Source organism: Streptomyces mesophilus, assembly GCF_040300965.1.
GTDB lineage: Bacteria > Actinomycetota > Actinomycetes > Streptomycetales > Streptomycetaceae > Streptomyces > Streptomyces mesophilus_A.
Map to the genome: position 1 here is coordinate 1 of NZ_JBEPEW010000149.1, position 19,068 is coordinate 19,068.

Annotated in this window: 14 protein-coding genes; 12 read left to right on the forward strand and 2 right to left on the reverse strand. The window is 70.9% G+C overall.

The window, feature by feature from the left end; translation table 11 throughout:
* Nucleotides 1–717: transcriptional regulator (locus tag ABT367_RS34120; protein WP_352257157.1), on the reverse strand; the 717-nt coding region annotated here is incomplete at its 3' end.
* Nucleotides 714–1,109, reverse strand: coding sequence for a hypothetical protein (locus tag ABT367_RS34125; RefSeq protein WP_352257158.1), 396 nt, complete (start codon nt 1,107–1,109; stop codon nt 714–716). The genes ABT367_RS34120 and ABT367_RS34125, both read right to left, overlap by 4 nt.
* Nucleotides 1,110–1,605: 496 nt before the next feature.
* Here ABT367_RS34125 and ABT367_RS34130 point away from each other — a divergent pair, with 496 nt between their 5' ends.
* The 12 genes from ABT367_RS34130 to ABT367_RS34185 all read left to right on the forward strand — a co-directional run.
* Nucleotides 1,606–2,322, forward strand: coding sequence for a methyltransferase domain-containing protein (locus ABT367_RS34130; protein WP_352257159.1), 717 nt, complete (start codon nt 1,606–1,608; stop codon nt 2,320–2,322).
* A gap of 432 nt (nt 2,323–2,754) precedes the next feature.
* Nucleotides 2,755–4,233 (forward strand): sugar transferase, encoded by a 1,479-nt coding sequence (locus tag ABT367_RS34135; RefSeq protein ID WP_434975605.1) that lies wholly within the window; start codon nt 2,755–2,757, stop codon nt 4,231–4,233.
* Nucleotides 4,234–4,303: 70 nt separating this feature from the next.
* Nucleotides 4,304–5,620, forward strand: a complete 1,317-nt coding sequence (locus ABT367_RS34140; RefSeq protein ID WP_352257161.1) for a nucleotide sugar dehydrogenase — start codon at nt 4,304–4,306, stop codon at nt 5,618–5,620.
* On the forward strand, nt 5,610–6,875 hold the full coding sequence (locus tag ABT367_RS34145) for a glycosyltransferase family 4 protein (RefSeq protein WP_352257162.1): 1,266 nt from the start codon (nt 5,610–5,612) through the stop codon (nt 6,873–6,875). Before ABT367_RS34140 ends, ABT367_RS34145 begins: the two co-directional genes overlap by 11 nt.
* Nucleotides 6,872–8,230: a Wzz/FepE/Etk N-terminal domain-containing protein gene (locus tag ABT367_RS34150; RefSeq protein ID WP_352257163.1), complete on the forward strand. Its 1,359-nt coding sequence runs from the start codon at nt 6,872–6,874 to the stop codon at nt 8,228–8,230. The genes ABT367_RS34145 and ABT367_RS34150 overlap by 4 nt, the downstream gene beginning before the upstream one ends.
* On the forward strand, nt 8,227–9,759 hold the full coding sequence (locus ABT367_RS34155; protein WP_352257164.1) for a Wzz/FepE/Etk N-terminal domain-containing protein: 1,533 nt from the start codon (nt 8,227–8,229) through the stop codon (nt 9,757–9,759). Before ABT367_RS34150 ends, ABT367_RS34155 begins: the two co-directional genes overlap by 4 nt.
* A 3-nt stretch (nt 9,760–9,762) precedes the next feature.
* The gene (asnB, locus tag ABT367_RS34160; protein ID WP_352257165.1) at nt 9,763–11,727 is read left to right on the forward strand and encodes an asparagine synthase (glutamine-hydrolyzing); all 1,965 of its coding nucleotides are present in this window, start codon (nt 9,763–9,765) and stop codon (nt 11,725–11,727) included.
* A complete protein-coding gene (locus ABT367_RS34165) occupies nt 11,724–13,895 on the forward strand; it encodes a bi-domain-containing oxidoreductase (RefSeq protein WP_352257166.1) in 2,172 nt (723 codons plus the stop codon). The genes asnB and ABT367_RS34165 overlap by 4 nt, the downstream gene beginning before the upstream one ends.
* The gene (locus ABT367_RS34170; protein ID WP_352257167.1) at nt 13,892–15,835 is read left to right on the forward strand and encodes a heparinase II/III family protein; all 1,944 of its coding nucleotides are present in this window, start codon (nt 13,892–13,894) and stop codon (nt 15,833–15,835) included. Before ABT367_RS34165 ends, ABT367_RS34170 begins: the two co-directional genes overlap by 4 nt.
* 12 nt (nt 15,836–15,847) lie before the next feature.
* The gene (locus ABT367_RS34175) at nt 15,848–17,401 is read left to right on the forward strand and encodes a right-handed parallel beta-helix repeat-containing protein (protein ID WP_352257168.1); all 1,554 of its coding nucleotides are present in this window, start codon (nt 15,848–15,850) and stop codon (nt 17,399–17,401) included.
* A gap of 1 nt (nt 17,402) precedes the next feature.
* Nucleotides 17,403–18,656 carry an O-antigen ligase domain-containing protein gene (locus ABT367_RS34180; RefSeq protein WP_352257169.1) on the forward strand — a complete coding sequence of 418 codons (1,254 nt, stop codon included), beginning with the start codon at nt 17,403–17,405 and terminating at the stop codon, nt 18,654–18,656.
* A gap of 2 nt (nt 18,657–18,658) precedes the next feature.
* Nucleotides 18,659–19,068: glycosyltransferase (locus ABT367_RS34185; protein WP_352257170.1), on the forward strand; the 410-nt coding region annotated here is incomplete at its 3' end.

Consider the following 19,068-nt stretch of genomic DNA (forward strand, 5'->3'; position numbering starts at 1 on the left):
GCCCGTACGCGCGGGGGCGGTGGGACGGCGCGCGGGCGGCCGTGGCGGCTCCACCAGACCCGCCACCGCGAGGCGGCGCACTTCGAGCAGCACGTGGAAGGCGGGGCGGCCGAGCGTTCGTGCCAGGTCGGAAGGGGTGCGCTCCCCGTCGGCGAGGTCGAGCAGCTTCCGCAGCCGGACCGAAGGGGGACGGTCCGGCCGCGGTCTGCCACGGACCACCGGATGGTGGTCCATCGAGGAGCCCGGCCACAGGGAGTGGAGCAGCGCCCGGCGCCGGGACACCTCGGCGAGCACCCGGTCCGCGGGGACGGACAGGCCGAGCCCGCCCTCGGACGTCACCCCGTGCCGGAACCGGGCCGGACCGCCGCCCGGTGCCAGCGCGAAGTACGCCGCGTCGAACAAGGCGGTGTACCGGCACAATTCGAGTGCGCCGTCGGCGAGCTGACCGTCCTTGACCAGATGATCGGCCGCCCGACGGCTGTCCCCACCGCAGCGTTCGAGGGCTTCGTCCCAGTCGGCGGCCGTCAACCGCCCACAGCCGACGAGGAGTTGACCGAGCTCCGTGGCCGCCTCGCTCTGCGCGTGCACCACCCTGCCGTCGACCAGATACAGCAGACCGGTCGAGCGCTCGAGCACTCCGCCGGCCCGTTCCTCGGCCAGACGCCGGAGCATCGAGGTGCGGGAGGGCAGCTCGGACCCGGCGGCGACCGAGGTCATGTCGCCTCCGTGGCCGTGTACGGCTGCGCCAACTCCTCGGCCAGGGCCTGGAGGCGGCGTCGTGCCAGCGCGAGGTTGCCCGCCTCGCGGTCCAGCCAGAGGTGGACGAAGAGGCCTCCTTCCAGGGCGTCCGCGACGAAGCGGATCAGGTGGTACGCCGAGCCGGTGGTGACGATGACGTCCTCGACCTGCGGAGCGTCACCGCCGTCGTGACCCGCGCTGAACACGGCCGACTCCCTGACGATCCGCGCCAGTTCCGCGGTGTCACCCGCGGTGGCCTCGATGCCCGCCGGCCAGGCCTCGCCCGCCGAGTCCAAGGCGAAGCCACAGGTCCAGTCCACGATGATGGCCCCGCGCGCACCGGGCACGCTGATGGCCTCGAGGAGTGTCATGTCGATCCCTGGCACCCTCCGCCCCCTCCCCGCACCGGCGACCGGTGCTGCAGTGTGCCTGCGTGACGAGGAGGCTAGGGCCGAAGCGGCGGCCGCAGGGGCCAGTGGCACATTCCAAATGAATTTGCCAAACCACGACAGCGGACTGGTCACTAGCGTTCGATTCGGGACCGATTTTCGGCGAACAGTAGGCCGATATTCCGGTTCCGGCCAGGGGTGGAGCGGTGGTCACGGTTGCCCGGGCGTGCACCTGCGCTCCCGCGCGCCCGTCGCGCGCCCCCGTCGTCGGCGGCACGCCGTGCCGTGGGGCAAGTGCCCCGGACATGCGCCGATGGCGCCTCATTCGTCACTGTGGCACCAGGCGTATCCGCGACCGCCCACCGACCGGGTCGGCGGTCCTATGCTTCGGGCGCTGAGCGGAAAACAACCGGGGGGCTGCCCGCTACGGGCGGCGGGGAGGGGATCGTCAGTGGTGAAATCGGGGGTCAGGCGGCTCTTGCGCCGCGCCGGATTCGACATCGTGCGCAGCACCAACACCCGGGGCGGGGTCGACGACTTCATCCCCTTCGACGCGACCATGCGGGCGGCGCGGTTGGCCGGTCTCTCCGTCGGTGACTACATCGACGAGGTCATGAACGGGACGCCCGGCGCCACCGAGTCCACCATCGCCGAACTGCGGGCGCTGGGAGTCTTCGACGCCGGCCCGGACGCGGTCCTCGAGATCGGCCCGGGGTCCGGGCGCTATCTGGAGAAGACGCTGAAGGAGTGTTCGCCGGGTCGCTATGAGATCTACGAGACGGCGGCTCCCTGGGCCGAGTATCTGGTCGAGACCTTTGGCGTGGTGGCCCGGCCGACCGAGGGGTTCTCACTCGCCCCGACGCCCGACGGCAGCATCGACCTGGTGCTGGCCCACAAGGTCTTCAACACCCTGACGTTTCTCGGGACTTCGCGCTATTTCTTCGAAATGGCACGGGTCACACGGCCCGGTGGCCGAATCGTTTTCGATGTGATGACCGAAACCTGTCTGGACCCGGACACGATGCGTGCCTGGGCGACACAGGGCGGCACCGGACACGACTCCTATCCGGCTGCCATGCCGCGCCGGACCTGCGTGGACCTCTTCGCGACCCTCGGCTGCACTCTCGAGGCCGGCTTCCTCGCCCCCATGGGCGTCGCCTCCACCGAGGTGCTTGTGTTCGCAAAGACGGCTTGACCCTGGTCGTACGGCGTCTCTGCGTGGTCCCGGCATGTACACGCGGGAGACGATCGATGTAACGAGCTTCAAATGTTCAGCACAAATTACACACATCCCCTCTTCAGGGGAGCTCCAATGGTCTAGATTGACGCTTCACATGCCGGGACACGAGGCGACAAATCGTGATCTATAGGTCTGGCGCCATGGCGGTGAGGCACTGGGTGCGGGGAGCACCCCTGTCCACCTCGGTCTACGCGGGTTGTTTCAAGTAGCTCTGAAGGCAGGCGGATTGTTCGCGGGAGGTTTGGGGCCTCCCGGCAAGACAGAGCGGCGCGGTGCGGGGGGCGGGGGCCTCCCGAGGGGAGCAACAGGGCGGGGGGCGGGGGCCTCCCGGGGGGAGGAACCGTGTTGGGCGAACACGTCGAACCCGCTGGCGACCTCGGCGGGACTGTGCGGCAGGGAGAGTTAGCCAGCCCGTTTCCACCGGGGCGCGGGCGATCGGTGGGCGGGGCGACAGGTCAGCCCGAAATCGAATGGGAGCAGCGGTACCGCCGTGCCGTGATCACCGGCGACACCACGGCCACGGCCTTTGTGATCGCGGCGATCGGCGGCTTCTTCGGCGTACGTGACGCGGCCAACTGGCATGAGAAGTGGACCATTCTCGCCTTCGGCACCGAACTGCTCGTCCTGGGTGCCCTCATGGCGAGCCGGGCCTGGGCCCCAGTCGTACTCGGCCAGGGAGCCGAGGAGTTCCGCCGGCTCGGACGCGCCCTGTTCATGGCGGCCGTCGTCCTCTCGCTCGGCGGGATCGCCGTCAGCTCGCGGAACATCAAACTCTGGATCTTCGTCGCCATACCGGCGATCGCCCTCGTCACCGTGACCGAGCGCTATCTGCTGCGGCGTTGGCTGCACCGCAGGCGTACGGAAGGACGATGTCTGCGACCGGTGCTCGCCGCCGGGAGCCCGGACACCGTACGCGACCTGATCGCCCGGGCCCGCAAGTTCCCGCACCTCGGCTGGCGGGTGGACGCGGTGTGCACGGCGGACGGGCGCGGGCTCGACGGAGACCAGGTGGACGGTGTCCCGGTCGTGGGTCAGCTGACCGACGTCGCCAAGCATGTGCACGGCGACGGCTACCGGGTCGTGGCGGTCACCCCCGACCCGTACTGGTCGCCGGACCGGCTGCAGCGACTGGCCTGGAACCTCGAAGGCAGCGACGCCGAAATGGTGGTCGCCCCCGTCCTGATGGAGGTGGCGGGACCGCGGCTGCATGTCGACGCCGTACTGGGGATACCGCTCCTTCGGGTCAGCATGCCGGCCTTCACCGGCGGCCGCCGGGTCGTCAAGGAGGTCGTCGACCGGCTGGGAGCGGCGGTTCTGCTGCTGCTGTTCGCCCCGTTGATGGTGCTCGTAGGACTGATCGTCCTGGTGGACAGCCGCGGAGGGGTGGTCTACCGGCAGCGCAGAGTCGGCAAGGGCGGCCGTGAGTTCACCATCTTCAAGTTCCGCACCATGGTCCACGGAGCCCACCGGGCACGGGCCACGCTGGCCGACGCCGACGAGGGGGCCGGGCTCCTGTTCAAGGTGCGCCGGGATCCGCGGGTGACGCGGGTCGGGGCGGTGCTGCGCCGGTACTCCGTCGATGAACTCCCGCAGCTGTTCAACGTGTTGACCGGCTCGATGTCGCTGGTCGGTCCGCGTCCCCCGCTGCCGGAGGAGTCCGCCGAATACGGCCCGGACATCCGGCGCCGGCTGCTCGTCAAGCCCGGGCTCACCGGCCTGTGGCAGATCAGCGGCCGCAGTGATCTGCCGTGGGCGGAGGCGGTCCGCCTCGACCTGCGGTACGTGGAGGACTGGTCGCTCGCCCTGGACGCGGTGATCTTGTGGAAGACGCTGCGTGCGGTGGTCCAGGGGCAGGGGGCCTACTGACGCGTGGGGAGCGCGTCACCTGTGCCACGGACTGCGGGCCCAAGGGCCCTGCCAGGGGGAGGAATCCGAGATGAGGGTCAGCGTCTTAGGGCTCGGCTATGTGGGCTGTGTGTCGGCCGCGTGCCTGGCCGGCCGAGGCCACGAGGTCATCGGCGTGGACGTCAACCAGGCGAAGGTCGACCTGGTCAACGCCGGTAAGGCGCCGGTGGTCGAGGAGCGGATCGGCGAGCTCACCGCCGAGGTCGTACGGACGGGCGCATTACGCGCCACCGACGACGTGCGCGAGGCGATCCTGGGCAGCGAGGTGTCGCTGGTCTGCGTGGGCACACCGTCGGAGCCCAACGGCAGCCTGTGCACCACCTACTTGGAGCGGGTCACCGAACAGATCGGGGCGGCGCTCGCCGAGAAGGGCGGGCGGCACACGGTCGTGTTCCGCAGCACCATGCTTCCCGGCACCTGTATGAACCTGCTGGTGCCGATCCTGGAGAAGTACGTCGGCGGCACGGCCGGGGTGGACTTCGGGGTCGCGGTCAACCCGGAGTTCCTGCGCGAGGGCACCAGCGTGCGGGACTTCTTCGACCCGCCGAAGACCGTCATCGGCGAACTCGACCCGGCGAGCGGCGAGGTGGTCGCCGCGCTGTACGAGGGTCTGCCGGGCGAGGTGTTCCGGGTGCCCGTACCGACGGCCGAGGCGATCAAGTACGCGGACAACGCGTTCCACGGGCTCAAGATCGGCTTCGCCAACGAACTGGGCGCGATATGCCAGGCGCTCGGGGTGGACTCGCACCAGGTGATCGACGTGTTCCTCGCCGACCGCAAGCTGAACATCAGCCCCGCCTATCTGCGCCCCGGCTTCGCCTTCGGCGGCTCCTGCCTGCCCAAGGACCTGCGCAGTCTGGTGCACGCGGCACGGCGGGCGGATGTCTCGGTGCCGATCCTGTCCCATGTACTGCCCTCCAACTCCGACCATCTGCAGCGCGCGGTGCAACTGGTCGAGCGCACCGGCAAAAGGCGCGCGGGACTGTTCGGCCTGTCCTTCAAGCCCGGCACCGACGATCTGCGCGAGAGCCCCCTCGTCGAACTGGCGGAGCGGCTCATCGGCAAGGGGTACGACCTGAAGATCTACGACGCCAACGTCAACCTCTCCAGACTGCTCGGTGCGAACCGCGCGTACATCGAAACCCGCCTGCCGCACATCGCGCAGCTCCTGGTGGACTCCGTCGACGAGGTGATGGAGCACGCCGAGGTGTGCCTGGTGGGCACCAAGGACCCGGCGGTGCTCGCTGCGCTGCCCCATGGCGAAGGCCCGGTGCTGATCGACCTCGTCCGCCTTCCCGACGCCGAGACGCGCAGGACCGAAACGGGGTACGTGGGCCTTGTCTGGTGAGATTTCCGGCGGCGCCGGGCAGGCCCGGCGCGCGCTGATCCTGGTGGAGAACCTGTCGGTGCCGTTCGACCGGCGGGTGTGGCAGGAGTGCACGACGCTGCGCGACGCCGGCTGGGACGTCCAAGTGATCTGCCCCCGGGGCGAGAAGCGGGACACCGAGCCGGAGGCGCTGATCGACGGTGTGCGGATCCACCGCTACCCGTTACGCGCGGCCACCGGAGGACCGGCCGGCTATCTGCGGGAGTACGGAACCGCCCTGTGGCACACGGTCCGCCTGGCCCGCAAGGTCGGGCCGGTCGATGTGGTCCATGCCTGCAACCCGCCCGATCTGCTCTTCCTGCCCGCGCTGTGGCTGAAGAGGCAAGGCGCGCGATTCGTGTTCGACCAGCACGATCTCGTACCCGAGCTGTATCTCTCCCGGTTCGACCGCGGCAAGGATCTGCTCTACCGCGCTGTCTGCGCCCTGGAGCGGCGGACCTACCGGGCCGCTGACATCGTGCTCTCCACGAACGAGAGCTACCGCGAGGTCGCACTCGGCCGCGGCGGGCAGCGGCCCGAGGACGTGTTCGTGGTGCGCAGCGCACCCGATGTCGGTCGCTTCCAACCCGTCCCGGCCGAGCCGGAGTTGAAGCGCGGCAAGCCGCATCTGCTGTGCTACCTCGGCGTGATGGGCCCGCAGGACGGCGTGGACTACGCCCTGCGTGCGCTCGCGAAGCTGCGCGACGAGCTCGGACGGACCGACTGGCACGCGGTGTTCATCGGCGGCGGCGACACCTTCGACGCGATGGTGCGGCTGGCCCGGCGGCTCGGGCTCACCGAGCAGGTCCAGTTCACGGGCCGTATCCCGGACGCCGACCTGGCGCGCTACCTGTCGACCGCGGACGTATGCCTGTCTCCCGACCCGCACAATCCGCTCAACGACGTGTCGACCATGAACAAGGTCCTCGAATACATGGTGATGGGACGGCCGATCGTCTCCTTCGATCTGAAGGAGGCCCGCGTCTCCGCCGGTGACGCCGCGGTCTACGCGCCCGGCAACGACGAGAGCGAGTTCGCCAAGGGCATCGCCCTGCTGCTGGACGATCCGGACCTGCGGGCCCGGATGGGCAAGACCGGCCAGGAGCGCATCGGCGGTGAGCTGGCCTGGCGCCACTCGCAGGCCTCGCTGCTCGCCGCGTACGAAGCCGCCTGCCGCGACCACACCCCGGTGGCGGCACGCGGCCCGGCACGAACACGGAGGAGGCCGCTCCGTTGAGCGACGACACGATCCGCCTGGCCACGATCGGGCGAGTGATCCAACGGCGGTGGCGCCTGCTCACCGTCCTCGCCGTGGTGGGCGCGCTCGTCGGGTTCGGTGTCTCGGTGGTCTTCCCGCCGCGCTACACGACCTCGGCGTCGGTGCTCCTTTCCGGCCAGTGGGAGGAGCGCGAGCTGCTGACCCAGTCGGAGATCGCAACCAGTTCGGTCGTGATCGACAAGGTGGCGGCCAAGCTAGGCGAGAGCGGCCTGCGGGACCGGGTGGGCGCCAAGGCGACCGAGGGGAACATCATCAGCATCTCGGGCACGGCCGACACCCCCGAAGGTGCGCAGCGGCTCGCCGACCAAGTGGCCGACGCCTATGTGGCGTTCGCCGCGCGCCTGGCGGGCGACACCACCGACTCCGATGTGGCGACGCGGCCCGAGGCACTCAAGAAGCTGGTGGCGCAGACCAGCCGCCGTATCACCGAGCTGGCCAAGGCGGCCGATCCGGGCAAGAGCGTGGAGAGCGTGCAGGGCCGTACCGAGCTGGAGAAGCTGCGCACCTCGCTGCAGGAGGCGGTGGAGAAGCTGGACGAGGTCGACCCCTCGCTCAACAAGGCCAACATGGTCGTGATGGGCCCGGCGACCCGGCCCGCCGGCGAGGCCCCGCCGACCCGGCTCCAACTCGTCGTCGGCGGCGCGCTGTTGTTCCTGCTGTGCACGATCATCGGTCATCTCGCCGCCGCGCGGATGAGCCGGAGGCTGCGCGCTGAACAGGAGATCGCCGCGGCGCTGGGCGCCACACTCCTCGGCTCCGTCGACGTGCCCGGTGAACGGGCCGCGCCGCAGCCGCCGCAGGGCGGCAGCCCGCGGACCCGGATCCGCAGGTTCCTCGGACTCGACACCCGGTGGGACACGCCGGCCCTGCAGGCGTCCGGCGGCGAGGGCAGCAGGCGGATCCGCTACCGGCGGGTGCTGGCCCGCCTCGGCGACCAACTGCCCGTATCCCACAGAAAGTTGCTCGTGATCGTTCCGTACGGTGATGACATCGCCCGCCGGGCCGCGGAGCGGCTCGCCGCCGAGGCGGGCAGCGATCCGCAGCTGCGGCTCGCGGAGGTCTCGGCGGCCCGCCCGCTCGTCCCCGATCACGACAGCGAGTCCGGCGCCCTGGTCGTGCTCAGCGCGGGCAGCAGGACTGCCGGCGAACTCGCCGGCCTCGCCGGGGCCTGCACGGACGCCGGGCACGAGGTCGTCGGCGTCGTCGTCGCCGGCACGGTCCGGGCCCGTACGGCAGGGACGGCCGGCCGCACCCCGGACGGCCCCGTGCCCGCGATGGCCGGCGGCATCGAATCGCGGGGAGGTTCGGCGTGACGACCAGCACGACGTCCGCACCGGCGGCCGCCACCCCGCTCCTCGACCTGCAGGCGCTGGTGGTGGCGGTACGCAGGCGACGGCGCTTCTGGTGCTGCGTGGCGCTCCTCGGTCTGCTGGCCGGAGCGGCGGTGGCGGTCCTCATGCCACCCCCGCCCACCGCCGTGAGCACGGTCCTTGTCGCGCACGAGGCGGATCAGCCCAACGACCCCGGCACGCTCATCCGTACCGACGCCGCCCTTCTGAAGACCACGCGGATCGCGGGCGAGGCCCTGAAATCCCTCGACTCCACCGAACGCCCCGAGGACTTCATGGAGGACTACCAGGGCACCGGGCTGACCAACAACCTGCTGCAGATCACGGTGGCGGGTGACAGCGACGCGGACGCGGTCGCGCGGGCCGAGGCGCTGTCCGAGGCCTTCGTCGCGGACCACGTACGGCGTCTGAAGGAAGCGGCGGAGGCCGAGGCCAAAGCCCTCCTCGGGCAGCGCGACCAGATGCGCGACGAACTGTCCGAGGTCAACGAGGAGATCGGCGACGGACAGCCCGAGGTCGACCCGGAGACCGACCCCGGGGCGGCCGCCAACCTCGAGTCGCTGTTCGCCCGCCGGGCCGAACTCACCTCCCGTATCGCCGATTTCGACCAGCGCGCCGAAGAGGCCCGGATGGGCGCACCCCGCCTCGTCGCGGGTACGCAGATCGTGGACGCCGCGCGCGCCGTCGAGCACTCCGTGCCCAAAGCCGCCGCCACCAACGCGGGGATCGGGCTCGTCCTCGGGCTGGTCCTCGGGCTCGCCCTTGCCGCGGTCGGCTCAGTGGTGGCGGACCGGCCGGTACTGCGCCGGGCGATCGCGGCGCACCTCGGCGCGTCCGTCCTCGCGGAACTGCCCCGCCGCCAGGCCCTGTTGTGGCGCCGCCGCAGGACCCGGGCGGCGCGCGAACGGCTGACGGCGTCCCTGGCCCGCACCGTACGCGGCGCCACGGAACCGTTCTCCCTGCTCGAACTGGGCTCCGTGCGCAGCACGAGCAGGATCGCCCTCGATCTCGCCGAGGCGCTCGCGGGGGAGCGGCCCGTGGTCGTCGTCGACGGCCTGCCGCGCCTGCAACTCGTCAAACGCCGCCCCAAGTCGGGCGCTTTCACGGTGGTCGGCGATGCGGAGGTCCCGGCCGTATCGCGTCAGGAACTCCGGTTCGGCGTCGGCTCGGTGGCGCCCGGCACCGCATGGACGGATCTGCAGTACCTCGGCACCCGGACCGTGCTCGTGGTGCGCGCCGGGCACGGCAGCGCCGCCTGGCTGCACACCGTGGCGCGACAGCTCGCGGACCAGCGGATCGCCGTGCTCGGTGTGGTGCTGATCGACCCCGACCCGCGCGACCGCACCGACGGCACCCTGTGGGACGGATCGGCGGCCGCGTTACGCGGCCAGAGCGAGCGCCTCGCCCAGCAGAACGGCACCGGCCGGCTGCGCAAGGAATCACTGCCGGTGCCGGCCCCGCGCGTCCCGGACAGCGACCAGGAGGTGCGCTAGCTCATGTGCGGCATAGCAGGCACGTACAGATGGCCGGACGGTAAAGCCGTGACCGACCGGCTCACCGAGATCCTCGCGCACCGCGGTCCCGACGGGGCCGGCCGCTACAGCCACCCTGTCGGTGACAGCGAAGTGCAGCTGGGCCACCGCCGGTTGGCCATCATCGACCTGTCCGAGACCGGCGCCCAGCCCATGGCGAAGGACGGCCTCGTCCTCACGTACAACGGCGAGCTCTACAACGCACCCCAGCTGCGCGCCGAGCTGGAGAGCGCGGGAGTGCGCTTCCGCGGCACCTCCGACACCGAGGTGCTCCTGGAGGCCTGGCGGCGCTGGGGCACGGACGCTCTGCCGCGGCTGCGCGGCATGTTCGCCTTCGGGATCTTCGACGAGCGCAGCGGTGAACTGGTGCTTGCCCGCGACCAGTTGGGGATCAAGCCCCTCTTCCTGCTCCGCCGCGGCGACGGCCTGGTGTTCGCCTCCGAACTCAAAGCGCTCGCCGCGGTCTCCGGCGCCAAACTGGAGGTGGACCACGCGGCGCTTGTGGCGTCCCTCCTGTACTACTGGGTGCCCGACTCACGCTGCGCGCTGCGCGAGGCGGAGAAGCTCCCGCCCGGGAGCTGGCTGCGCTGCCGGCCCGACGGCCGGGTGGAGCGCGGCCGTTACTGGAATCTGAAGGACATCGCCGCCGAGGCGCGCCACGGCGAGGCGCCGGATCTGGCCGCCGTCGTCGAGGACTCGACCCGGCAGCACCTGCTCTCCGACGTCCCCGTCGCGACCTTCCTCTCCGGCGGTCTCGACTCCAGCTATCTCACCGCGCTCGCGGCCCGCCACCAGCCCGGCATCTCGGCGTACACCATCGGATTCCGCGCCGAGGACGCCAAGTTCGAGGCGATGCCCGACGACCTGCGCTACGCCCGCCAGGTGGCCGAGCGGTTCGGCGTCGATCTGCACGAGATCGAGATCGCCCCGGACGTCCTCGACCTGCTTCCGCAGATGACCTACCACCTGGACGAGCCGATCGGCGACCCCGCCGCCATCAACACGTATCTGATCTGCTCGGCGGCCCGCGAGGCCGGGGTCAAGGTGCTGCTCTCGGGGATGGGAGCCGACGAGCTCTTCGCCGGGTACCGCAAGCACCTCGCCAATGTCCTCGCCCTGCGCTACCAGCGCGTCCCGCGGCTGCTGCGGCGCGGTGTGCACGCGGCCGTGGACCGGCTGCCGGTGGCCACGGCCCGCCGCGGCTACCGGTCGGTGCGGTTCGCGAAGCGGTTCCTGTCCTTCGCCGAGCTGCCCGAGGAGACCGCGTTCCGGCGCAGCTACACCATGTACGACCAGGACGAACTGCTCGCCCTGATCAACCCGGATCTGGCGGGCACGGTCGACGATGTGCTCACCGAGCACGCGGACATCTACCAGGACAACGAGCTCGACGACTTCGTCAACCGGATGTGCCTGGGCGACGCCCGGATGTTCCTGCCGGGCCTGAACCTCGCCTACACGGACCGCTCCAGCATGGCCGCGTCGACCGAGGTACGGGTGCCGTACGTGGACGTGGAGGTCGTGAAGGCGGCGTTCGCCTTCCCGGGCGACCGCAAGATCGCGGGCCGGCAGGGGAAGGCCGTCCTCAAGGAGGCGGCCTCCTCGATCCTGCCCAAGGAGATCGTCCACCGGCCCAAGGGCCTGTTCAGCGCCCCGCTGCGCGCCTGGATGAGCCGGGATCTGGCGCCCCTGGTGCGCGAGGTGATCAACGACGGCGAGCTGGTCAACTCCGGTTTCCTGCGCCGTGACGCGCTGCGGCGGATGGTCGCCGAGGACGCTTCCGGGCAGCGGGACTTCTCCAAGCATCTGTGGCACGTACTGACCCTCGAGTACTGGTATCGCGGCGCGACCTCTGGGTCCGGTCGGAGCACTCGGTCAACGACGCAGGACTTCATGGGACTTCAGAGGAATTCAGAGGAGCACGGGTGAAGCAGGTAGTGCAGAACTACAAGAGCGGCGAACTGGCGCTGCTCGACGTACCGGTACCGGCATGCAAGCCGGGCGGGGTCCTTGTCCGGACCGCGTACTCGCTGATCTCCACCGGGACCGAGCTCATGAAGGTCTCCGAGGCCGGCATGTCGATGGTGGGCAAGGCACGTTCGCGCCCGGACCAGGTGGCCAAGGTCCTGCAGAGCGTGGCCACCAACGGGGTGCCCGCCACGTACCGCAAGGTGATGGGCAAGCTCGACTCGTACACGCCGCTCGGCTATTCGCTGTGCGGAGTGGTCGAGCAGGTCGGCGCCGGGATCGACGATGTGGCCGTCGGCGACATGGTGGCCTGCGCCGGCAACGAGCACGCCCTGCACGCCGAGGTGAACTGGGTACCGAAGAACCTCTACGCCAAGGTGCCGGACGGACTCGCAGCCGAGCACGCGGCCTTCGGTACGGTCGGGTCGATCGCGCTGCAGGGCGTGCGCCGCGGCGAGCCGCAACTCGGCGAGGTGGCCCTGGTCATCGGACTCGGACTGATCGGACAGCTGGTGGTGCAGCTGCTCACCGCGTCGGGTGTACGGGTGGTCGGCGCCGACCCCGACCCGGTGCGCTGTGCGCTCGCCGAGCAACTGGGCGCGGTGGCCTGCGGCGATTCCGGATCCGCGGCCGTGGAGAGCGCCGTCGCCGAGCTCACCGAGGGCCATGGCGTGGACCAGGTGTATCTGGCCGCTGGCGGCGCGAGCAATCAACCCGTCGAGCTGGCAGCGCAGTTGAGCCGGGACCGCGGCCGGGTGGTCGACATCGGCAAGTGCAGCCTCGACCTGCCGTGGAACGCGTACTACGAGAAGGAGCTCGACGTCCGCTTCTCGCGCTCGTACGGCCCGGGGCGCTATGACCCGGAGTACGAACTCGAAGGCCGGGACTATCCGATCGGCTACGTCCGCTGGACCGAGCGCCGCAATCTCGCGTGCTTCCTCGACCTCGCCGCCCGCGGCCGGGTCGATGTGCAGCCGCTGGTCTCCCATATCGCCGAGTTCGACGAAGCCGTCGAGACGTATCAGAACCTGAAGGACGGCGGCCTGAAGGCCGTGGCCGTCCTGTTCCGCTACCCCGAACAGAAGAGGGAAGCGGAGCCTGCGGCCGTGACCGTGCCCGCCGTCGCCGTGCGGCCCCGCCCGGCCCGCGCCGTCAGGACGCCGGTTCGGCTCGCCTTCGTCGGCGCGGGGAACTACGCGACCTCGATGCTCCTTCCGCACCTGGCCGGACGCGAGGGCGTGGAGCTGGCGACCGTCGTCACCACGACGGCGCTGTCCGGGGCCAACGCCCAGAAGAAGTTCGGCTTCACACAGGCCACCACCGATCTCGGCGCGGTGCTCGGCGACAAGTCCGTCGACGCCGTGTTCGTGGTGACCCGGCACAGCTCGCACGCCGAACTGACCCGGCAGGCGCTCCTGGCCGGCAAGTCCGTGTTCGTGGAGAAGCCCCTGGCCCTCAGCGAGGACGAGCTGTCGGGCGTGCTCGCGGCGGTGGAGGAGTCCGGGAACGACCGGCTCCAGGTGGGCTTCAACCGCCGCTTCGCGCCCCTGCTCCAGGAAGCGAAGCAGCAGTTCGGCGTCCGGACGGGACCGGCGAACCTCCGCTACCTCATCAACGCGGGCCGCCTCGACCACGGCAGCTGGTACCTGCGGCAGGGCAGCGAGGGCACACGGTTCGCCGGCGAGGGCGGGCACTTCATCGACACCGCGAGCTGGCTGCTCGGGGCCGACCCGGTCTGCGTGTACGCGGTCGGCAGCTCGGGCAACGAGGACCTGCAGGTCCTGCTCCGCTATCCGGACGGGTCCACCGCCACCCTCAGCTACGTCACCACCGGCGCGTCCGGCTACCCCAAGGAGACCCTCGACCTGGTCGCGGACGGCAAGGTGCTGCGGCTCGACGACTTCGTCCGCGCCTCGGTGCACAGCCGCAAGCGGTGGGTGAGTTCGCGGCTGCCCAAGGCCCGTGACAAGGGCCAGAACGCCCAACTGGCCGCGTTCATCCGGGCCGTACGGACCGGTCGGCCGATGCCCGTACCGCTGGAGTCCCTGATCGCGACCACGGCGGCCACGCTCGCCGTGCAGACCGCCGTGGCCGCCGGTGCGCCCGTCACGCTGGCGGGAGCGCGATGAGCATGGGCCCGGGCTGGTACCTGCGGCGCCTTTCCCGGATGGCGCCGCGGGAGATCGGCGGCCGGATCGGCGACACGGTCCGCAGACGCCGCTGGCGGTCGACGCCGCCCGACTGCCCGGACGTCACCGGCGCCCGGTTCACCGCGGTGCTGCCCGAAGGCACACTCGCCGCGGTCCCGCCGGACGCCGTGAAACGTCTCGTCGCGGAGGCGGACCGGCTGATGGCCGGGCACATCGAGTACTTCGGAGTGGTACGCGACGACCTGACCGATCCGGACTGGTGGTACGACCCGAAGACCGGCCGGCGGGCGCCGTGGGGCTACGCGTTCGGGCTGCCGTACCGCGACGAGGACGCGGTCGGCGACATCAAGCAGATCTGGGAGCTGTCCCGGCACCAGTACCTGACCGTCCTCGCCGCCGCCTACGCGCTCACCGGCGACGAGCGGTACGCGGAGCGTGTCGCCGCGCATCTGCGGTCCTGGTGGGCGGCGAACGCGCCGCTGCGCGGGGTGCACTGGATCAGCGGCATCGAGCTGGGGATCCGGCTCCTGTCCTGGGTGTGGATCCGCCGGCTGCTCGACGGCTGGCCGGGCGCGGCCGGGCTGTTCGAGGACAACCCGGTGGCGCGGAACCAGATCTGGCACCACCAGCGCTGGCTCGCCGCCTTCCCGAGCCGCGGATCCTCGGCGAACAACCACATCATCGCCGAGACCGCCGGGCAGTTCGCCGCGTCCTGCGCGTTCGACTGGTTCCCGGAGTCGGCGCGCTGGAGAGCGGACTCCTTACGGTCCCTCGACCGGCACCTGCGCGCCAACACCTTCCTCTCCGGTCTCAACCGCGAACTGGCCACCGAGTACCACGGCCTGGTCCTCGAACTCGGCCTGGCCGCCCTGGCCGAGGCGGACCGCGCCCGTGTCCCGGTCCCCGCGACACTCCGCCTGGTGCTGCTGCGGATGACCGACGCGCTCGCGGCCGTCGTGGACAACCGGCTGCGGCCACCGCGCCAGGGCGACGCGGACGACGGCCACGGCCTGATCGTCGACGGCACCGGGACCGACCGCTGGGGCTCCCTGCTCGCCACCGGGGAGGCCGTGTTCGGACGGCTCGACTGGTGGCCCCAGTCGCGCGGCACCGATGTACGGACGCCGCTGCTCGCCGCGCTTGTCGAGCCAGCCGCACCGTCCGTGCCCCGGCCGGAGGACCGGCCCGCACACTTCGCCGACGCCGGGCTCACCATCCTGCGCGGTCCCGGGGAGATCTGGTGCCGCTGCGACGGAGGGCCGCACGGGTTCCTGTCCATCGCCGCGCATGCCCACGCGGACGCGCTCTCCGTCGAGGTGCGGCACGACGGCGTCGACATCCTCGCCGACCCCGGGACGTACTGCTATCACGGGCAGCCCGAGTGGCGCGCGTACTTCCGCTCGACCCTCGGCCACAACACCCTGGGCCTTGACGGCGCCGACCAGTCCGTCTCCGGTGGCCCGTTCCTGTGGACCCGGCACGCGACGACCCGCGTCCTCGCCGTGGACACGACGGACGAGGGTGTGGCCCGCTGGTCCGCCGAACACGATGGCTTCCAGCCCTCCGTGCACCGCCGCCGAGTCGAACTCGCGGCTGAAAGCCGGGAGTTGACGATGGTCGACGAGGTCAGCGGCTCACGACGTGACGTGCACCTGGCATTCCACCTCGGCCCGGCGGTCTCCGCGCAGCTGACGGGCAGCCGGGCGGAGCTCACCTGGTCCCGGGACGGCGAGCAGCGCTCCGCCGTGCTCGACCTGCCCGACGAGCTGTCCTGGCAGGCGCACCGAGGCGAGAGCAACCCGCCCCTGGGCTGGTACTCCGCCGGCTTCGGCCGCAAGGAACCCGCCACCACCCTCGTCGGCACAGGAGCCGCCGACGGCGAGGCGGAGTTCGTCACCGTACTCAGGTTCCAGGGCTAGGGGGGAGGGCGCGTGGGGATCAAGTGGCGGCTTCGGACGTACACGACGGCGGCACCGCTCGCGCTGGCTCTGCTGGCCGTGACCGGATGTACGGGCAGCCCGGACGCACCGGCGAAACCGGGCGACCGCGCACCGTCGACGGCAGGGTCGGGCAAGCCCTCCGCGGCCGTCGCCCGCGTGTGCGCGAAGCCCGCCGAAGGGCCGGCGAAGGCGCCGAAGGGAGCGGTCACCGTCGACCCCGCGGTGGTGAACGACCTCGCCGTAAAGACCAGGAACAGCCCGCCGAACACCACGTTCTGGCTGGGACCGGGCACCCATACGCTCGAGGCGGACCGCTACGCCCAGGTGCTGCCCAAGAAGGGGAACACCTACCTCGGTGCGCCGGGCGCGGTGCTCGACGGCAGCGGGACCAACCAGTACGCGTTCAGCGGCAGCGCGCCCGACGTCACGCTGCGCCACCTGACCGTGCAGGGCTTCGTCGCGCCGCACGACCAGGGCGTGGTCAACCACGACTCGGCCGACGGCTGGGTGATCGAGCACAACACCGTCAAGGACAACTCCGGCGCCGCTCTGATGGCCGGAGCCCGCCAGAAAGTACGTGCCAACTGCCTGCGCGACAACGGTCAGTACGGCCTCAACGCGTACAAGTCCGGCGACTCCATCACGGGCCTCGTGGTCGAGGGCAACGAGATCACCGGCAACAACACCGGCGACTGGGAGCGCAGGAAGCCGGGCTGCGGCTGCACCGGAGGCATCAAGTTCTGGGCCGTCAACGGCGCCGACATCCGCGGCAACTGGGTGCACGACAACCGCGGAACCGGCCTGTGGGCGGACACCAACAACAACGACTTCCGTATCGAAGGCAACGTGATCGAGGCCAACGACGGTGCCGCGCTGATCTACGAGACCAGCTACAACGCGGTCATCACGAACAACACGATCCGGCGCAACAACTGGATCGAGGGGCGCAGAGGCGCCGACCGGGGCGACAGCTTCCCGTTCGCGACCCTCTACGTGTCCGAGTCCGGCGGCGAACCACGGGTCAAGGCCCGTACGGACAGGATCGAGATCTCCCGCAACGTCCTGGAGAACAACTGGTCGGGGATCACGCTGTGGGAGAACGCCGACCGGTTCTGCAACAGCCCGGCCAACACCTCGACCGGCAGCTGCACCTTGCTGGTGCGCGACTCCGACCGCTGCGCACAGCCGGCGATCGCCAAGCCGCCGCTCCACGCCGACTGCCGGTGGAAGACCCAGCGGGTGGAGATCCACGACAACCAGTTCGTCCTCGATCCGGCCGTCGTCAAGTGCAAGAAGGCCGAGTGCGGCCGCATGGCCGTCCTCGCCAACTACGGCACGTACCCCGACTGGTCGCCGTACAAGGGCGACAAGGTGGCCGAAGCGATCACGCGCGCACAGGACAACCGCTGGTACGACAACGTCTACCGCGGCCCCTGGAGCTTCGTCGCGCACGATCCGAGCGGGACCCTCGACGTCAAGCAGTGGCAGGGCGCCGAGTACGGGCAGGACGCGGGCAGCACGTTCCGGCCACGGGCGGGTGGTTGAGATGAGTGCACAGACGGCCGGGGAGCACACGCCGAAGCTCGTGGGGACGGCCTGGGGGCTGCTGATCCTCAACACCCTCGGTTCCGCAGGGGCGCAGACCATCATCCCGCTGCCCCGCTCCCTCATCCAGATGGTCACCATGGGCTCGCTTGTCGTGGCGTTCGTGCTGGCCGTCGCGGTCAATCCCCGGCTGCGCTTCCGGCCCAGCGCCCTGCTGCTCCTGCTGACCCTGCTCCTGGTGCCGAGCGTGATCGCCAGCGCGAACCTGGAGGCCGGGTTCGGTGCACTGTTCCGCTGCGGGCGCTTCGCTCTCTTCGTCGCCACGCTGTGGCTGCTCAGCCGCTGGTGGGACGGGGGCCTGACGTTCGTCCGCAGCCATATCCGGATGTACTTCGCGGTGCTCGGATCGGTGGCCGCCGGGCTGCTCCTCTCACCGGGCGCCGCCATGCCGGACCTCTACGGCGGTCGGCTCGTCGGCGCGCTGTGGCCGCTCACCCCGCCGCAGATCGGCCAGTACGCCGCGGTGATCATCGGGCTCACGGTGCTGCTGCTCCTGGGCCGTCGCACCGACCGGGCCAGTGCGGCGGTGGTCATCGTGCCGTCCCTGTTCCTGCTCGCGCTGACCCACACACGGACGGCCACGCTCGGGCTGCTCGTCGGCCTGCTCGTGGCGATCGGTTCGCTCGTCCTGACCAGCGCGGCGGCCCGCCGGTTCTTCGCCTGGGCGGTCCTGGTGGCCGCGGTGGCCGCGGTGGCGTTCGGCTCCCTGCTGCAGGCGTGGTTCCTGCGCGGCCAGACCCAGGAGTACTTCACCAGCCTCACCGGCCGGGCAAAGGTCTGGGACGCCCTGCTCGCGGCGCCGCGGACCACCTCGGAGCAGCTGTTCGGAGTGGGCCTCGGCGACAAGTCGTTCGGCGGGCTGCCGATCGACAACAGCTGGCTGGCCGTCTATCACGAGCAGGGACTGACCGGGATCGTCCTCGTCTCGGCGTTCATCGCCGTCCTCGGCGGCGTCGCGCTGCTGCGGCCGCCGTCCCTGTCCAGGGCGTGTGCGCTCTTCCTGATCAGCTACTGCGCGATCGCGTCGTACACCGAGGCCGGGCTCGGCGACGCCTCGCCCTATCTGCTCCATCTGGCGCTGGCCGCCTCGCTGTTGGCGGCACCCGCCGTCGCGGCGCCCACCGCGCCGTCCCCCCTGCCGGACGCCCCTCGACGGCGCGTACCGCGCTGGGCCCGAGGATCGGAGGTGAGCTGAGCATGCACGTCCTCGTGGTGCACAACCGCTACGCGTCGGCCCAGCCGAGCGGCGAGAACAAGGTCGTCGACCAGGAGATCGCGCTGCTGCGTGAGGCAGGACACCGGGTCGAGCTGTTCGAGCGCCGCAGCGACGACATCGCCGCCCGGTCGCTGCCCGGCAAGGTCGCCGTGCCGCTCCTGGTGCCCTGGAACCCTTCTGTCCGAAGGGAGTTGGCCGCCCGGCTCCGCAGCGACCGGCCGGACGTCGTCCATATCCACAACGTCTTTCCGCTCCTGTCGCCCGCGGTCCTCGCCGCCTGCACCGACGCCGGCGTGCCGGCCGTGGCGACACTGCACAACTACACGCAGGTCTGCGCGCCCGGCACGCTGCAGCGGGAAGGCCGGCCGTGCACCGAGTGCGTCGGCTCCTC

Excerpts from the sequence above, each read along its gene's own strand:
- ABT367_RS34180 (WP_352257169.1), top strand. The coding sequence starts at position 17,403 with ATGAGTGCACAGACGGCCGGGGAGCACACGCCGAAGCTCGTGGGGACG.
- ABT367_RS34125 (WP_352257158.1), bottom strand. The coding sequence starts at position 1,109 with ATGACACTCCTCGAGGCCATCAGCGTGCCCGGTGCGCGCGGGGCCATC.
- asnB (WP_352257165.1), top strand. The coding sequence starts at position 9,763 with ATGTGCGGCATAGCAGGCACGTACAGATGGCCGGACGGTAAAGCCGTG.
- ABT367_RS34170 (WP_352257167.1), top strand. The coding sequence starts at position 13,892 with ATGAGCATGGGCCCGGGCTGGTACCTGCGGCGCCTTTCCCGGATGGCG.
- ABT367_RS34140 (WP_352257161.1), top strand. The coding sequence starts at position 4,304 with ATGAGGGTCAGCGTCTTAGGGCTCGGCTATGTGGGCTGTGTGTCGGCC.